Consider the following 15,859-nt stretch of genomic DNA (forward strand, 5'->3'; position numbering starts at 1 on the left):
CGTGACGCGGACGTCCACCAAGACCTGAAACAGACCCGACGGGACGCGACTCAGCCGCGCGCGGGAGGAGAGGCCTTGGGCGCCGTGGCGAGGACGGAGAGGGGAGGGGCGACGCTTGGCGGCGCGGTGGCCGGAGCGCTCACCGCGAGGTGCGCCAGGACGGGCAGCTCCGCGCGCGAGGCGGGTGCCTCGTCGCGCGAGCCGGAGTTGAGCAGCGGGCAGGTCTCGTGCGTGAGGCCCGCCGCGTCCGCCCCCGCCGCCGGCAACGCCGTCAGCAGGGGACTGCGCGCGGACGCGAGCCGTGCCACCGCCTGGCCCTTGCCGCCGGCCGACTCCTCGAAGGCCTGATGCTGCGGGCAGTAGCGGTGCGCGTGCGCGTCCCTCACGTGCAGCAGCGTGCCCATCGGCTGGAACGCCCACAGCGCGACCAGCAGCGTCGCGGCGAGTCGGGCGAAGGTGTGGGCGTGCTGGAGCATCGGAGGAGGACTGAGCCGGGTGCTGTAATGACGACGCGCGGGAAGTGTCAAGACACGGTATCACGCCGTGTTCCACGGTGTGGACGTGATTGCCAGCCCTCCATTCATGGATGGAGGGATGTGTCATGACTTCCGGGGTGTTGGAGACCCGGCGCGATGCGGGGACACGCTGAGGGAATCTTCATTCCGGTGGCGACGCTGGGAGACCTGGACGACCGGGGCCGCGCGGTGGTGGACGTGGGCGGCACCCGGGTGGCGCTCGTGCGCGTCGACGGGCGCCTCCATGCCCTGGAGGACACCTGCCCCCACCGGGGGGGTCCGCTGTCGGAGGGCGACCTGGCAGGGACGCTGTTGCACTGTCCGCTGCATGCCTGGCCGTTCGACGTGCGGACGGGGCAGTGCCCGGAGCGCCCCGGCGCGAGGGTCCGCATCTACGAGGTGCGCGTCGATGGCGAGCGCATCCTCGTGTCCGCATCGGGTAGCTTCCCGCCCCGCTGAATGCCGGCCCCCTCCAGGAGCGACCGACACCGTGACTTCGTCCCGAGCCCGCCGCGGAACCCCGTCCGCCCCGACTCCCCCCGCCGTCGTGGCCCCTGACCGCGCGGCCATGGCCCGCGCGGTGGAGGACTTCCTCCGCGCGGCGGGCCTGCCCCTCCAGGACGCCAACCTCCAGGGCACCCCCGAGCGCGTCGCCGAGGCCTGGGCGGGCGAGTTCCTCGACGGTTATGGCCGCACGCCCGAGGAGGCGCTGGGGGAGACGTTCCCCGCGCCGCCGGACTCGTCCGGGGAGCTGGTGGTGGTGACGGACCTGCGCTTCCACTCCATGTGTCCGCACCACCTGCTGCCCCTGTCGGGCCGGGCCCATGTGGCGTACGTGCCGGGCAAGCGCGTGGTGGGCTTCGGCCGGCTGTCCTCGCTGGTGGACTGCTTCGCGCACCGGCTCATCCTCCAGGAGGACCTGGCCCGGTGCGTGGCAGGCGCCCTGGCCCGAGTGCTCGGCAGCCCCGCCACCGCCTGCATCATCGAGGCGGAGCAGGCCTGCCTGCGCCTGAGGGGCGACAAGCAGCGCGACGCCGTCACCCACGCGGAGGCCTACGAGGGCACGCTGCGCAAGGACGGAGCCCTGCGCCGCGAATTGTGGGCCCGGCTGGGGGCCCGGCGATGAGCACGCCCGCGCGCGTCTTCTCCCGCGTGGAGCCCGAGCGCGTGGAGCGCGCCTGCGCGGAGCTCCTGAGGGTGCTCTCCCCGGGCCAGGTGCGCCGCGATGCGGACACGCTCGCCGCCTACGCGCGCGACGAGTCCGACAGCGGCGTGTACCCGCCGGACGCCGTCGTCTTCCCGGAGAGCACGAGCCAGGTGTCCGCCGTCTTCAAGGTGTGCGCGGCGCACGGCGTGCCCTTCACACCCTGCGGGGCGCGCAGTGGAAAGAGCGGGGGCTCGCTGCCCTTGAAGGGCGGGGTGGCGGTGAGCCTGGAGCGGATGAACCGCATCCGCTCCATCTCCGCGGAGGACCTCACCGCGGTGGTGGAGCCCGGCGTGGTGACGGGCGACCTGATGAAGGCGGTGGAGGCGGTGGGCCTCTTCTACCCGCCGGACCCGAACTCGTGGGAGTGGTGCACGCTGGGTGGCAACGTGGCGGAGAACGCCGGCGGTCCGCGCGCCCTCAAGTACGGCGTCACGCGTGACTACGTCATCGGCCTGGAGTGGGTGCTGCCGGACGGCGAGGTGCTGCGCGTGGGCCGCCGCACCATCAAGGGCGTGGCCGGTTATGACCTCGTGGGCCTCTTCGTCGGCTCGGAGGGCACGCTGGGCGTCGCCACCGAAATCACCCTCCAGCTCATCCCCCTGCCGCGCAAGGTGATGACCGCCCTGGTGGTCTTCCCCTCCGTGCAACACGCCGCGCGCGGTGTCTCCGCCGTGCTCGCCGCCGGCATCCTCCCGCGCTGCCTGGAGCTCATCGACGACGTCGCCCTGCGCGCGGTGGACGGCCGCGGCTTCCACTTCCCGCCGGGCGCGGGCTCCGCCGTCATCATCGAGGTGGACGGCAACCATGAGGACGGCCTGCTCGCCGAGCTGGCTCAGCTCGGTGACATCTGCGCACAGCAGGGCGCCACCCAGACGCTGGTGGCCCAGGACGACTCCCAGCGCGAGAAGCTCTGGGCCGCGCGCCGCTCCATTTCCCCGGCGCTCCGGGCCGTCAAGCCTCACAAGATTTCCGAGGACATCGTCGTGCCCCGCTCCCGGATTCCGGAAATCATCGAGCGGCTGAAGGCCATGGGGGCGGAGCTGGGCCTGACGGTGGCGACGTACGGCCACGCGGGCGACGGAAACCTCCACGCCAACATCCTGTACGAGGGGCCGCATCAGCGGGCGCTGGTGGAGGAGGCCCTGCGCCGCATGCTGGTGATGACGGTGGAGCTGGGCGGCACGATCACAGGCGAGCATGGTGTAGGCCACGCCAAGCGGGAATATCTGCCGCTGGAGCAGCAGCCGGCGCTCATCTCCCTGCAGCGCAGGCTCAAGACCTTCTTCGACCCATCAGGCCTCCTCAATCCGGAGAAAATCTTCCCCGCGCCCGAGCGTTCTTAATTCGTAGCCGGAATGGGCTCATTTTCGTCGGGCCGTCACGCCCCTTACCTTCCAAGTCCCGAGAAGGGCTGGGCATTGACGGCCTTGTGACAGGGGTAAGGGAGCGAAATGCCCCTCTGGGACGGAATGAGAAACCCTTTCGCTCGTTGCGCGTCTTAGTTGCAGGTGGACGCGGAGCGGCGGGGGAGCGCGTCCGGCATCGAACGGAGGACGGGAAATCATGGCCAATTCGACGAAGTACGGGACGGAGGGCCTGTCTCACTACCTGCGCAACCTGGGCGGCCACCAGCAGCTGACCCGCGAGCAGGAGTACGAGCTGGCTCGGCGCGCTCGCAAGGGGGACGAGTCCGCGCGGCAGACGCTCGCCAGCTCCAATCTGGCCTTTGTCGTCGCCGTGGCGAAGAAGTTCGCCAACCGCGGCGCGCGCCTGGATGACCTCATCCAGGAAGGCAACGTGGGGCTCATGAAGGCAATCGAGCACTTCGACCCCAAGAAGAACGTGCGCTTTGCCACCTATGCGGTGTGGTGGATTCGCGCCTACATCACCCGCTACCTGAAGGACAACCGCAGCCAGGTGCGCGGCGGCGAGGCCGAGCGCGGCAGCATGGTGGACTTCTCCCTGGATGCCACCATCGACGAGGAGGGGGAGACCACCTTCCTCGACCGCATCGAGGACACCGGCCCCTCTCCGCAGCAGATCTATCTGTCTCGCGAGCAGGACACGGAAATCCAGGAGGCGCTCGCCAAGGTCCGCAAGCGCATTGGCGACCTGGGCTGGGACATCCTCACGGAGCGGCTCACCCAGGACAAGCCGCTCACCCTGGAGGAGCTGGGCCAGCGCTGGGGCGTGTCGCGCGAGCGCGTGCGCCAGGTGGAGCTGAAGACGAAGAACTTCCTCGAGCGCTACCTCTCCGCGTTCAACGAGAACGAGGAGCTGGCCGACGAGCTGACCTCCTCCGCCGACGCCGCCTGAGTCATCACGGCCTCCCCACCCGGGGAGACGCCCCCCCAGGGCGGGACTGGACGGGTCTTCCCCCCGACCGGCCCCGCCCTTGTTTTTTCCAGTGAACACCCGGTGGGTTGGATTGCCTGCTGGCGAGCGTGCGTGCTAAACCCACCCGCCATGCGCTTGATTTTGCTCGCCTTGTTCCTGCTCGTGACCTCCGCGGCACGGGCGGCGGACCCCGGGCTTGTGTCCACGCTGGACTCCCTCCATCAGAAGCGCGGGGACTCCGCCTCCGTGAAGGAGTTGGAGGTCCAACTGAAGCAGGCGCTGGACGCGGCCCCGGAGGACTTCGAGCTCGTCTGGCGCAAGGCCCGCCTCCTCCAGTGGCAGGCGGATGGGGCCCGGGACGAGAAGCTGAAGAAGGTGCTCGGCCGGCAGACCTGGGACTGGGGGGACAAGGCCGCGAAGCTCTCCCCCGAGCGCGTGGAGGGCCACTACTACGCGGCCGCCGGCATCGGCGCCTATTCCCAGGCGGTGGGCGTCATGAAGGCGCTGGGCGAGGGGTTGGAGGGCAAGTTCAATGAGCGGCTGGACAGGGCCATCCAGCTCAATCCCGATTTCGATGGGGGCGCCCCTTTGTTGGCCAAGGGGCGGTACTACTACGAGCTGCCGTGGCCCAAGCGAGACCTGGGCAAGTCCGCGGCGTTGTACGAGAAGGCCATCGCGAAGCATCCGTGGATGCTGCGCGCGCATCTGTTCCTCGCCGAGACGCTCCTGAAGGACGGCAAGGCCCAGAAGGCGCGTGACGCCATCCAGAAGGTGAAGCAGGGCAGTATCGCGTACGACCCACCCGAGGGCCGTCGCGTGCAGGAGTTGGCCAGGCAGGTCGAAGCCGACATCGAGGAGGAGCTCAAGTGAGAGCAGAGAATCAGATGGTAGCTCCGGCTCCCGCGGCCGGGGGGGCGCAAGAAGGAAACCTCGTCCAGCTGCTCGTCCAGAACGCGCGCAACGCCTCGAAGGTAGGCGCGACGCACAAGAAGGACGGGCGGTGGCAGGACGTCACGTGGGCGCAGATTCTGGAGGACGTGAAGGCGGTATCCGCGGGCCTGGTGGCCCTGGGTGTGAAGCCTGGAGACAGGGTGGCGCTCTTCGCCAACACCAGCCTCCAGTGGATCATCTGTGACCTGGCCATCAGCGCGACGCAGGCCATCACCGTGCCCATCTACTCGTCCAACACCCCGGACGAGTGCCGCTACATCATCAACCACTCCGAGGCGTCGGTCCTCTTCGTCGACAGCGACGAGAAGGACGCCAAGCAGGTGGGCCGGCTGACGCGCATCCGCCAGAAGCTGGCGGAGATGCCGTCCCTCCAGAAGATCATCGCCTTCAACGGGCCCGTCTCCGGCGGCAACGAGATGACGCTCGACGACCTGATCGCCCAGGGCCGCGCGGAGCACCAGGCCCGCCCCGGCGCCTTCGACGAGCGGGTGGCGGCGGTGAAGATGGAGGACACCAACTCGCTCATCTACACCTCGGGCACCACGGGCGAGCCGAAGGGCGTCATCCTCACCCACAGCAACTGGTACTACGAGGCCAAGGCGGCCCAGTCCGTGGGCATGATGCAGCCCGACGACGCCGTCATGCTCTTCCTGCCGCTGGCGCACGTGTTCGCGCAGGTGGTGAAGGCGGCCTGGCTGAGCATGGGCTACCGGCTCATCCTCGCCGAGTCGGTGGACAAGCTCCTCGCCAACCTGGTGGAGACGAAGCCCTCCGTGCTGCCCTCGGTGCCGCGCGTCTTCGAGAAGGTCTACAACGGCGTGGTGGCCAACGGCTCCGCGGCCCCGGGCCTCAAGGGCCGGCTGTTCCGCTGGGCCTTCAAGCACTTCGACGCGTACGTCGAGGCCCGCGTCCAGGGCCGCGAGTACAACAGCATGGGCTTCGCGCTGGCGAAGAAGCTGGTGTTCAGCAAGGTGCAGGCCACCATCAGCGAGAAGCTGGGTGGCAACATGCGCATCTTCATCTCCGGTGGCGCGCCGCTGTCCGCGAAGATTGGCTACTTCTTCGACCTGCTGGGCTTCAAGGTCCTGGAGGGCTACGGCCTGACGGAGACGTCCGCCGGCACCACCGTCAACCGCGAGAACAAGATCAAGATCGGCAGCGTGGGCGCCCCCATGCCGGGCACGGAGGTCAAGATCGCCCCCGACGGCGAGATTCTCCTCCGCGGCCCCGGCATCATGAAGGGGTACTACAAGAACGAGGCCGCCACGAAGGAGGCCCTCGAGCCGGACGGCTGGTTCCACACGGGCGACATCGGCGAGCTGGACTCGGACAACTACATTCGCATCACCGACCGCAAGAAGGACATCATCGTCACCGCGGGCGGCAAGAACGTGGCGCCGCAGAACATCGAGAACCAGCTCAAGACGCACCCCATCATCAGCCAGGCCATGGTGTACGGCGACAAGCGCCCGTACCTCGTGGTGCTCATCACCGTGTCCGAAGAGGCCGCCCGCAAGCTCCTCCAGGACAAGGGCGCCCCGGTGGGCACCTACGCGGAGAACGCGAAGCGGCCGGAGATCCACGCCGCGGTGAAGGCGGCCGTGGACGCGGTGAACTCGGAAATGCCTCCGTACTCCACCGTCAAGCGCTTCGTGGTGCTGGATGCGGACTTCTCCCAGGAGACGGGGGAGCTGACGCCCAAGCTGAGCGTGAAGCGCAAGGTGTGCAACGCCAAGTACAAGGCGCAGATCGACACCATGTACGAGGGCGCCGCCGTCGTCGACTGAGTCCCGCGGCCCGCGGCCCGGCCCCTCACGCGGGGGCCGGGAGCAGGGTGGCAGGTCCGTCAAAAGACAACGCCCGACTCACCCCGTGCGAGCAGGGTGGGCCGGGCGTTGGTGTCTCGGCACCCGGGGGACGGGCGCTTCGAGAAGGGCTCAGCCGTGGTGGCTGGGCGTCTGCGACTTGGAGACGTCCTTCTCCACGCCGGTGCTGCTGGCGAGCGTGCCGCCCGCCTTCTTGTCCCCGGCGCCCGGGCCGCCCGCGTCGCTCTCCTCGCTGTTGAAGCTGCGCTTGAAGTTGCGGATCGCGCTGCCCATGGACGCGCCCAGCTGCGGCAGCCGGGTGGCCCCGAACAGGAGCAGCAGCACGAAAAGGATCAACATCAATTCCATTGGCTTCAGCCCCAGCATCGCACGGCTCCTTCGCGTAAACGCGCGGAGCATAGCGGTGGGCGCCTCCGGCCGCCAGCAACTCCGGACGGACACCTACATCTGCATGCTCGCTGGAGGACCAAGCTCGGCCGGGGGGGCCATGGCGAGTGTGAGGAAGAGGGTGCTGCCGGCGCGGTCCGTCTCCACGCCCACGCCGCCGCCATGGACCTCCACCTCCTGCCGGGCGAGGGAGACGCGGAGCGGGTCCTCCAGCTTCTTCTCCCGGAAGGCGCGCTCCTCGCGCTGGAAGACGGCCGTGGCGTCCTCGTCCGACAGGGGCGTCCCCTCGCGCCGCACCTCCACCCGCACCTGGGGCGGGGTGGTCCGCACGCGCAGGCGGATGACCTCTCCGGCCTGGGCGCGCGCCAGATGGTACTGGATGAAGGACTCCACGGCGTGCTGGATGCGGGCCCCGTCCACGCTCACTTCCGGCACCACCGCCCGCGGGTCCACGTCCAGCAGCAGCGCGACGTTGGCCGCGGTGGCGGCGGCGCGCTGGCGCTCCACCGCCGCGTCCAGCAGGGGGAGCAGCGGCTGCCGCTCCGGCTCACAGGCGAGCGCGCCCAGGTCCGCCCGGCTGGCGTCGAAGAAGTCCTGGGCGAAGGCCAGGGAGCGGTCCGCGTTGCGGAGGATGGTCTCCAGGCCTCGCTTCACCTTCGGCTCCAGGGGCGAGCGCCCGTTGAGCAGCAGGGCCGCGTACGAGCGGACGTTGGCCAGCGAGCCCCTCAGGTCATGCGACGCCATGCCCAGGTAGCGCACGTGCCGGCGGACGGAGGCCTCGTCCCAGTCCAGCGGGAAGGTCCACAAGAGCCTCGCCCCGTCCTCCAGGGCCTGTTCGCCGGCCAGCACCGCGCGGCCGTCGCGCTCCCAGACGCTCCCGTGGATGGCCCGCCGCCGGAAGCCGGCCCCGGCCAGCAGCGCCTCCACCGAGGACACCGTGGGCGGCAGCTCCCCCAGGCCCAGGTGCTCGAGCAGCGTGCGGCCGAGCAGCCGGGGGCCGCCCTGGCGGGGGATGAGGACCAGCCCGGGCGCCGCCGGGGTGCTGCCTGCTCCCATCTCCCTCGGGCTCCCCACTTTTTCCGCCTCCTGTCCAGCAGGTCACGGAAAGGGTGGGCAGCCAATGTCGGTTTTGCAACGTGCACTCCGGTCTCGAAGGGCCGGTGCACTTTCCTGCGCCGCTGGTTGGAGGGATGGTGGAAAATCCAGGTGTCGCACCCAGGGAGACTGCTCTGACCCCGCACAACACACAGCATGCTGGCGCTCCAGTCGTCCTGGTCGTCGATGACGATCCGGACATCCTGGAGGCGCTCTCGGAGATTCTGGAGGCCGAGGGGTTCGAGATCCGTCGCGCCCGCAACGGCAAGGAGGCGCTGGAGCGGCTCGAGCCCGACCCGCCGAACCTCATCCTGCTGGACCTGATGATGCCGGTGATGGACGGCTGGGAGTTCGCCCAGCGCATGCGGCAGAAGCCGGCGGTGGCGGGCATCCCCCTCATCGTCCTCAGCGCGGACCGGAACGTGGGCAGCAAGGCCGCGGACATCGGCGCGGTGGGGCACCTGGCCAAGCCCTTCGAGCTCAATGATTTGCTGGACATGGTACGCCGCTCGCTCAACCCCGCCGCCGCGTCCACCAGCGCCTGACGGAGGGTGCACGGCTTGTCTTGACCTGCCAGGGGGCCGCCATTACGGTCCCCCTCAGTCTTGATTCACCAATCAACGACCAGGCCAAGGAGCAAGCCGTGACCGCGCAGGACATTATCGAGACCGAAATCCCCAACGTCCTCAAGCAGAAGCCGGAGCTGGCCAAGGAGATCAACGCGATCATCCACTTCGACATCACCGGCGACAACGGTGGCAAGTGGACGCTGGACCTCACCAAGCCGGACAACTGGGTCACCAAGGGCGCCGAGGGCACGTCCAAGATGACGGTGACGGTGAGCAACGACGACTTCGTGAAGATTCGCGAGAAGAAGCTGAACCCGCAGATGGCCGCCATGCAGGGCAAGCTGAAGTTCAAGCCCATGGACATGGGCCTCGCGATGAAGCTGGCCAAGCTGCTGTCGTAGTGGCGGTTCCTGACCTGGAGCGGAGTGGCCGGCGGGTGGATGCCGGCCACGGCTCCTGGTGCGCGGCGCGTCCTCCTCACGGGGGCCGCGCCGCTCGTGTTTCCACCCCTCGTGTTGCCCCGTCCCTGGAGGAGTCCCATGTCGTCGCTTCCGCTCACCGGCCTGCGCGTGCTGGACCTGTCGCGCCTGCTGCCCGGGCCCTACGCCACGCTGGTGCTGGCGGACCTGGGGGCCTCCGTGGACAAGCTGGAGGAGCCGGATGGGGGCGACTACGTCCGGCAGATGCCGCCCCTGCGCGACGACGTGAGCGCGCTCTTCTACGGCCTCAACCGCAACAAGCGCTCGGTGACGCTCAACCTCAAGACGCCCGAGGGGCGTGAGGCGCTGAAGCGGCTGGTGCGCCACTACGACGTGCTGGTGGAGAGCTTCCGGCCGGGCGTCATGGACAAGCTGGGCGTGGGTGAGGCGGTGCTGCGGGCGGAGAACCCGCGGCTCATCTACTGCGCCATCTCCGGCTACGGGCAGACGGGGCCGGACCGGCTGAAGGCGGGGCATGACTTGAACTACGTGGCCCGCGCGGGGCTGCTGGGCTACGGCGGCGAGGCGGGCGGGGCGCCGGCCTTCCCGGGCGTGCAGATGGGGGACATCGGCGGGGGGAGCCTCTTCGCGCTGGTGGGCATCCTCGCGGCGCTGCACGAGCGCGAGCGCACGGGGAAGGGGCGCTTCGTCGACGTGTCCATGACGGACGGGGCCGTGGCCTTCCTGCACATGCACCTGGCGGCGCGGCTCTTCATGGGGGCGGAGGGCTCGCCGCTCCAGCGCGGGCGCGAGGCGCTCAACGGGGGCTACGCGTGTTACGGCCTCTACCGCACGGCGGATGACCGCTGGCTGGCGGTGGGGGCGCTGGAGCCCAAGTTCTTCGCGGGCGTGTGCGAGCGGCTGGGGCGGATGGACCTGATGGAGGACGCGTACGCGCCGGGCGAGGCGGGGGCGCGCGTGAAGGCGGAGCTTCAGCGCCTGTTCGCGGAGCACCCGCTGGCGTACTGGAAGGAGCGCTTCGCGGGCTCGGACGTGTGCGTGGAGCCGGTGGCGGAAGGGGACGAGGTGCTCCAGGACGCGCAGCTCCGGGCGCGGGGCCTCTTCGTGGAGGCGGAGGATTCGCGCCTGGGCCGCGAGGTGACGCACCTGCTGACGCCGCTGCGCATGGGGGAGACGCCGCTGCGCGAGCCGCCCGCGCTGGGCCAGCACTCGCGAGAGGTGCTCGCCGAGGCCGGCTTCACGGAGGAGGAACTGGCGCGGCTGGGGCACTGACGGGCGCGAATCACCGCGCTCCGAGAGCGCCGCTCCCAGGTGCCTCACGGCGCGCGGCGTGGCAGGGGTCGCCGGCGATGGGGCACTGACGGACGCGCATCACCGCGCTTCGCGGGCATCGCTCCACAACGCCTCGCCCCGGGCGGCGTGGCAGGTGTCGCCGACGAGGTCCAGCGCGAGCTGGCGCTCCCTCGCGGCGAGCGACTCCACGTCGTTGAAGGCGCCGGCCTCGTTCAGCCGGCGCACGGTGCCCTCCAGGTACATGCGCGCCCGCTCCACCGTCTGGCGCTGGGCCTCCGTGGGCCGCCACCCCGTGTCGTCGCGGTAGCGCCCGAGCGTCTCCAGCAGGTGCCCGTGGAACTTCAGCATCTGCACGAGGATGGGGAGCCGGTACGCGGGCGCGGAGGCGAGGGCCGTCTCGTACTGCCGTGCCTCCGAGTCCAGCCGGTACAGCAGCACGTCCACCTGCGCATCCAGCCGCTTGCGCCACTTCTTGCGCACGGACGGGTGGCGCGCCCAGCCGGCCACGGCCTGGAAGAAGTGCAGCCCGCCGCAGGGATGCGCGTAGATGCCCTGCCTGCGCTTGGGCACCTCGGGGCGGCCGGCCTTCATGCCCGCGGACAGCTCCGCGTGGGCCGCCTCCAGCGTGGTGAGCGCGGTCTCCATCACCGCGTCGAAGCGCACGATGGTGCCGGCGCCGTCGCGGAACGTGGCTCCCGGCTTCAGTGACAGGGCCAGCGCATCCAGGGCCCAGGCCCCCTCGGGGGAGGAGGCCAGCACGGGACGGAAGTCGCGCTTCAGGTCCTCCACCAGCTCGCGCGGCGTCACCGTTCCCCACGACGTGCGGAAGCGGTGGCCCGCCGCGTAGCCCGCGAGCAGCAACGTCTTCAGGTGCAGGGCGGGGTGGGGCTCCACCGGCGTGCCGTCCGGGGCGTACGCGTCGAAGGAGAGGTCCTCGGCCTGCGGGGCGGCGCCCGCCGTGCCAACGCCGTGGGTATCACGGACCCTCCCCAAGGCCTCGGAAGGCGGCGGCCCGGGCTTCTTCGGAGCCCTCGCTCCTGTCTCATGCGTGCGGGCTGGCACTTTCCGACGGAGGAAGTCCGCGATGATGACCTCGGCCGCGGGCCGCCCGTCCCGCGCGCGGAAGTCCCGTCCATCCAGGACCATGCCGTGCGCCAGTGCCCAGGGACTGTGAGGCTCCGCGGCCCAGGCGCGGCACTGGAGGGCCAGCAGCGAGGGCGCGCTCGTAGGAGGAGCGCTGACGGGCGTCCGAGGCGGAGCCACCGCCCGGCGCATGCGTGGGCCGGAGCGTGCCGCGACGGGGGAGGGAGGCGCCACGGAGGCGGAGGGCAGGGGCCTCGCGGCAGCCGGAGCTACCCCGGACGCGCCTCCGAGTGCGCCATGAGCGGCGGCATTCGGCGCGACCGAGGCAACGAATCCAACGAGGAGAGAGGCGGCAAGGCGCATGAGCGGCGGGAAGGAGCACACGCGCCGGCGGAACACCCGGCCGGCGCGTGGCCTCATCCTCTCACACCGTCTGCTGCGCGCGGCTGGCGAGCCGCTTCAGCAACCGCTCCATCAGGCCGAACAGGGCCTCCCGGTCCTCGGGCTCCATCAACGCCAGCATCTGCCCCATGGCGTGGTTCACGCTGCGGTTGAGGCGGTCGTACAGCGCCGCGCCCTGGTTGGTGAGGCGGGCGATGACGGCGCGCCGGTCCTCGGCGTCCCTCGTGCGCTCCACCAGCTTCATGTGCTCCAGCCGGTCCACCACGCCGGTGATGGTCTTCTTCGTGATGCCGATGCGCTGGGCCAGCGCTCCCACGTGGGAGGGGCCATCGTTCCCCAGCCACATCAGCGCGTGGACCTGGGTGGGGGTGAGCTGGTGGTCCTCGCAGATGCTGTGGAGCGGGTCCCTCAGCGAGCGGTACCGCCCGAGCTGGATGATCAGCTCGTGCAGCCGCCGGGACTCGGGAGTGGACGCGTCTCCCTCCAGTTCCTCGCCGAGGTCCTGCTCCTGCTCGCCGTCGGTGTCGACGGCGAGCAGCCGCGCGCCCGGAGCCGGTCTGTCGTCCGGCCGCCGCATCAGGCCGTCTCCACCCGGGCGGCCGCGGCCACCGGCTGGGGCTCACCGTGCGGGCCCACCGCGTGCGGCGTACCCATGCCCGGCGCCACGCCCGGACCCTTGCGGCGCTTGAACTTCTCGGAGAGCTGGTCCATCAGCGAGTACACCACCGGCACCACCGCCAGCGTGAGGAACGTGGAGGTGATGAGGCCGCCGATGATGGTGATGGCCATGGGCGCGCGCGTCTCCGCGCCGTCGCCGCGGGCAATCGCCACCGGCACCATGCCGGCGATCATCGCGATGGTGGTCATCAGGATGGGCCGCAGACGGATGGGAGCCGCCTCCAGCAGCGCCTCCGTGGCCGTCTTCCCCTGCTCGCGCAGCTGCAGGGTGAAGTCCACCAGGAGGATGCCGTTCTTCACCACCAGACCCATGAGCATGATGATGCCGATGAGGGCGAACATCGACATGGCCTGGCCGGTGATGAGCAGCGCGCCGATGGCGCCGATGAGCGCGAAGGGCAGCGACATCATGATGGTGAACGGGTGGATGAGGCTCTCGAACTGCGCCGCGAGAATCATGTAGATGAGGATGATGCCCAAGAGCAGCGCGGAACCGAACGCCGCCACCGACTTGCCCATCTCCTTCGCGTTACCCTCGAAGTCGTAGATGACCGTCTTGGGCAGCTCCTTCGCCGCGTAGCCGTTGAGGAAGTTGACCGCCTCGCTCAGCGCGTAGCCGCTGTTGAGGTTGGCCAGCAGGGTGATCTGCCGCTTCTGGGACTCGCGGTCGATCTGCACCGGGCCGTCCGCCGGGGTGATCTTCGCCAGGTTGCGCAGCTCCACCAGCTGTCCGCTCGGCGCGCGCACGGTGAGCTTGCCCAGCGCGTCCGCGGACGCCAGCGTGGCCTCCGGCAGCCGCAGCTTCACCTCGTACGTCTCGCCGCCCTCGCGGTAGTCCGCGAACTTGTCGCGGCCCAGGAAGGCGCGCAGCGTGGTGCCCAGCGACGCCGCCGGCACGCCCAGCTGGGCCGCGCGCTCGCGGTCCACCTGCACGTCGTACTGCGGCTTGCCGGAGCGGTACGTGAGGTCCACGTCCACCAGGCCCGGGTTCTGCAGCATCGCCTGGCGCACCTTCTCCGCGGACGTAATCAGCTCCTGCCAGTTGTCGCCGCGCAGGTTGAACTGCACCGCCTGCGTGCGCGAGCCGCCACCCGACACCGGAGAGATGTCCTGCACCGTGACGTTGACGCCCGGCCGCGGGTGGATGGTGTTGCGCAGGTAGGTCTTCAGCTGGCCCTGGCCGAAGCCGCGCTCCTTCAGCGGCACCAGGTTGACGATGATCTCACCCTTGTGGACCTCCTCCTGCACGCCGCCACCGGTCGTGGAGAAGGTGGAGGCGATGCCGGGCAGCGCGCCGACCTGCGCGGACAGCGCGTCCAGCTCCGCCTGCGTCTCCAGCAGCGTCGAGCCGATGGGCAGCTCCACCGCCAGCTTGATGTTGCCGTTGTCCTGCTCGGGGATGAAGGTGAACTTCAGGAAGCGCGCCAGGCCGAACGTGGCGAACAGCACGCCCACCGCCACCACCAGCGTCAGCGCGCGGCGCTTGAGGATGCCCGCGAGAATCTTGCGGTAGCCGCTCTCCGTGGCCACCAGCACCTTCTCCACCTTCGCGGACACGCCCGTGGGCGCGCCGTGGTGGCGCAGCATGCGCGAGGACAGCATCGGCGTGAGCGTCATGGACACGGCGTAGGAGATCATCACCGCCACGGCCACCGTGACGCCGAACTGGTAGAAGAACTTGCCCATCATGCCGTCCATGAAGGCCACGGGGATGAACACCGCCACGATGGCCAGCGTCACCGCGAGCACCGCCAGGGCAATCTGGCCGGCGCCCTCCATCGCCGCCTGCATGGGCGTCTGTCCCTCTTCCAGGTGACGGACGATGTTCTCGATGACCACGATGGCGTCGTCGATGAGCAGGCCGATGGACAGCGTCAGCGCCAGCATCGTGATCATGTTGAAGGTGAAGCCCAGCGCCGCCATCACCGCGAACGTGCCAATCACCGACACCGGCAGGGCGATGGCCGCCACCAGCGTGGAGTTCAGGTTGCGCAGGAACACCAGCACGATGAGCACCGCGAGCACGCCGCCGAGCACCAGGTCGAACTTCACCGCGTTGATGGACGAGCGGATGAACCGCGAGTTGTCCGTGACCTGCTCCACCTTGGCGCCCTCGGGCAGCTGGCTGTTCAGCTCGCCCAGCGACTCCTTCACGAGCTCCGCCACCTGCACGGTGTTGGCGCCGGACTGCTTCTTCACCACGAGCGCCACCGCGTTGCGGGCGCCGAACTTCGCGGCCGAGCGCGCCTCCTCCGGGCCGTCCACCACGTCCGCCACGTCGCGCACGCGCACCGGGGCGCCGTTGGGGCTGGTGATGATGAGGTTGCGCAGCTCCTCCACGCTCTTCACCTCGGAGGTGAGGCGCACCACGCGCTCGCGGCCGCTGTCCATCGTGCGGCCACCCGGCACGTCCAGGTTCTGGGCCCTCACCGCCTGGCTCACGTCGCTGATGGCCAGCCCGAAGCCACGCAGCCGCTCCGGGTCCACCACGAGCTGGATCTCCCGCTCGCGGCCACCCACCACGTCGACGCTGCCCACGCCCGCCTGGCGCTGCAGCGCGGGCTTCACGAGGTCCTCGGCCGTGCGCGTCAGCTCCTCGATGGGCAGCGAGCCGGACAGGGACAGCGTCATGATGGGCGCCGCGCCGATGTCGAACTTCTCCACCACCGGCGTCTCAATCTCCGCCGGCAGCTTGCTCAGGGTGGCCTGCACGCGGTCTCTCACGTCCTGCGCGGCCACGTCCACCTTGGTGTCCAGGGTGAAGCGGACGATGACCTGCGACACGTTCTCCACGTTGACGGAGCGCAGCTGCTCCACGCCGTTGAGCGTGTTGAGCGCCTCCTCCAGCGGGTCGGAGACGTTCTTCTCGATGGACTCCGGGTCGGCGCCCGGGAGCACCGTCGTCACCGTGACGACGGGGAAGTCCACGTCGGGGAACTGGTCCACGCCGATGCGCGGATAGGCGTTGAGGCCGAACACCACCACCGCCAGCATCAGCATGGCGGTGAAGATGGGCCGGGAAATGAAGGTCTTCAGCGGGCTCATTCAGGAGCTCCCAATTTCAAGAGGGGAGGGC

General features: G+C 69.9%; 15 protein-coding genes. 9 read left to right on the forward strand and 6 right to left on the reverse strand.

Annotated features, from left to right (window positions below; genetic code table 11):
• Positions 1-50: 50 nt before the first annotated feature.
• Positions 51-476: a hypothetical protein gene (locus tag K8638_RS05235; RefSeq protein WP_223753286.1), complete on the reverse strand. Its 426-nt coding sequence runs from the start codon at positions 474-476 to the stop codon at positions 51-53.
• A gap of 156 nt (positions 477-632) precedes the next feature.
• Between K8638_RS05235 and K8638_RS05240 the strand changes: the two genes are divergently transcribed.
• From K8638_RS05240 to K8638_RS05265, 6 genes are all read left to right on the forward strand, one after another.
• Positions 633-974, forward strand: a complete 342-nt coding sequence (locus tag K8638_RS05240) for a Rieske 2Fe-2S domain-containing protein (RefSeq protein ID WP_223753287.1) — start codon at positions 633-635, stop codon at positions 972-974.
• Between the two features lie 109 nt (positions 975-1,083).
• Positions 1,084-1,641 (forward strand): GTP cyclohydrolase I, encoded by a 558-nt coding sequence (folE, locus tag K8638_RS05245; RefSeq protein ID WP_223753411.1) that lies wholly within the window; start codon positions 1,084-1,086, stop codon positions 1,639-1,641.
• The gene (locus tag K8638_RS05250) at positions 1,638-3,065 is read left to right on the forward strand and encodes an FAD-binding oxidoreductase (RefSeq protein WP_223753288.1); all 1,428 of its coding nucleotides are present in this window, start codon (positions 1,638-1,640) and stop codon (positions 3,063-3,065) included. Before folE ends, K8638_RS05250 begins: the two co-directional genes overlap by 4 nt.
• A gap of 220 nt (positions 3,066-3,285) precedes the next feature.
• Entirely contained in the window at positions 3,286-4,038 is a 753-nt protein-coding gene (locus tag K8638_RS05255) for an RNA polymerase sigma factor RpoD/SigA (protein ID WP_223753289.1), read from the forward strand.
• Positions 4,039-4,188: 150 nt separating this feature from the next.
• The gene (locus K8638_RS05260; RefSeq protein WP_223753290.1) at positions 4,189-4,929 is read left to right on the forward strand and encodes a tetratricopeptide repeat protein; all 741 of its coding nucleotides are present in this window, start codon (positions 4,189-4,191) and stop codon (positions 4,927-4,929) included.
• On the forward strand, positions 4,926-6,797 hold the full coding sequence (locus K8638_RS05265) for a long-chain fatty acid--CoA ligase (RefSeq protein WP_223753291.1): 1,872 nt from the start codon (positions 4,926-4,928) through the stop codon (positions 6,795-6,797). Before K8638_RS05260 ends, K8638_RS05265 begins: the two co-directional genes overlap by 4 nt.
• 150 nt (positions 6,798-6,947) lie before the next feature.
• Here the strand turns inward: K8638_RS05265 and tatA are convergent, their stop codons facing one another.
• Together tatA and K8638_RS05275 are read right to left on the reverse strand one after the other, a co-directional pair.
• The gene (gene tatA / locus K8638_RS05270) at positions 6,948-7,235 is read right to left on the reverse strand and encodes a twin-arginine translocase TatA/TatE family subunit (RefSeq protein WP_370643913.1); all 288 of its coding nucleotides are present in this window, start codon (positions 7,233-7,235) and stop codon (positions 6,948-6,950) included.
• A 42-nt stretch (positions 7,236-7,277) separates the two neighbouring features.
• On the reverse strand, positions 7,278-8,279 hold the full coding sequence (locus K8638_RS05275; protein ID WP_223753293.1) for a sensor histidine kinase KdpD: 1,002 nt from the start codon (positions 8,277-8,279) through the stop codon (positions 7,278-7,280).
• Between the two features lie 134 nt (positions 8,280-8,413).
• Here K8638_RS05275 and K8638_RS05280 point away from each other — a divergent pair, with 134 nt between their 5' ends.
• The 3 genes from K8638_RS05280 to K8638_RS05290 all read left to right on the forward strand — a co-directional run bounded on the left by K8638_RS05280 (position 8,414) and on the right by K8638_RS05290 (position 10,599).
• Complete coding sequence (locus K8638_RS05280) at positions 8,414-8,863, forward strand: response regulator (protein WP_223753294.1); 450 nt, start codon at positions 8,414-8,416, stop codon at positions 8,861-8,863.
• Between the two features lie 98 nt (positions 8,864-8,961).
• Positions 8,962-9,288 carry an SCP2 sterol-binding domain-containing protein gene (locus K8638_RS05285; RefSeq protein ID WP_223753295.1) on the forward strand — a complete coding sequence of 109 codons (327 nt, stop codon included), beginning with the start codon at positions 8,962-8,964 and terminating at the stop codon, positions 9,286-9,288.
• 138 nt (positions 9,289-9,426) lie between these two features.
• Positions 9,427-10,599: a CaiB/BaiF CoA-transferase family protein gene (locus tag K8638_RS05290; protein WP_223753296.1), complete on the forward strand. Its 1,173-nt coding sequence runs from the start codon at positions 9,427-9,429 to the stop codon at positions 10,597-10,599.
• A 99-nt stretch (positions 10,600-10,698) separates the two neighbouring features.
• Here the strand turns inward: K8638_RS05290 and K8638_RS05295 are convergent, their stop codons facing one another.
• The 3 genes from K8638_RS05295 to K8638_RS05305 all read right to left on the reverse strand — a co-directional run bounded on the left by K8638_RS05295 (position 10,699) and on the right by K8638_RS05305 (position 15,828).
• Positions 10,699-11,766 carry a hypothetical protein gene (locus K8638_RS05295; protein ID WP_370643914.1) on the reverse strand — a complete coding sequence of 356 codons (1,068 nt, stop codon included), beginning with the start codon at positions 11,764-11,766 and terminating at the stop codon, positions 10,699-10,701.
• A gap of 361 nt (positions 11,767-12,127) precedes the next feature.
• Complete coding sequence (locus tag K8638_RS05300; RefSeq protein WP_223753298.1) at positions 12,128-12,682, reverse strand: MarR family winged helix-turn-helix transcriptional regulator; 555 nt, start codon at positions 12,680-12,682, stop codon at positions 12,128-12,130.
• Positions 12,682-15,828: an efflux RND transporter permease subunit gene (locus K8638_RS05305; protein ID WP_223753299.1), complete on the reverse strand. Its 3,147-nt coding sequence runs from the start codon at positions 15,826-15,828 to the stop codon at positions 12,682-12,684. Before K8638_RS05305 ends, K8638_RS05300 begins: the two co-directional genes overlap by 1 nt.
• Positions 15,829-15,859: the final 31 nt, after the last annotated feature.

The organism is Myxococcus sp. RHSTA-1-4, assembly GCF_020037125.1.
In the GTDB taxonomy this organism is placed as follows: domain Bacteria; phylum Myxococcota; class Myxococcia; order Myxococcales; family Myxococcaceae; genus Myxococcus.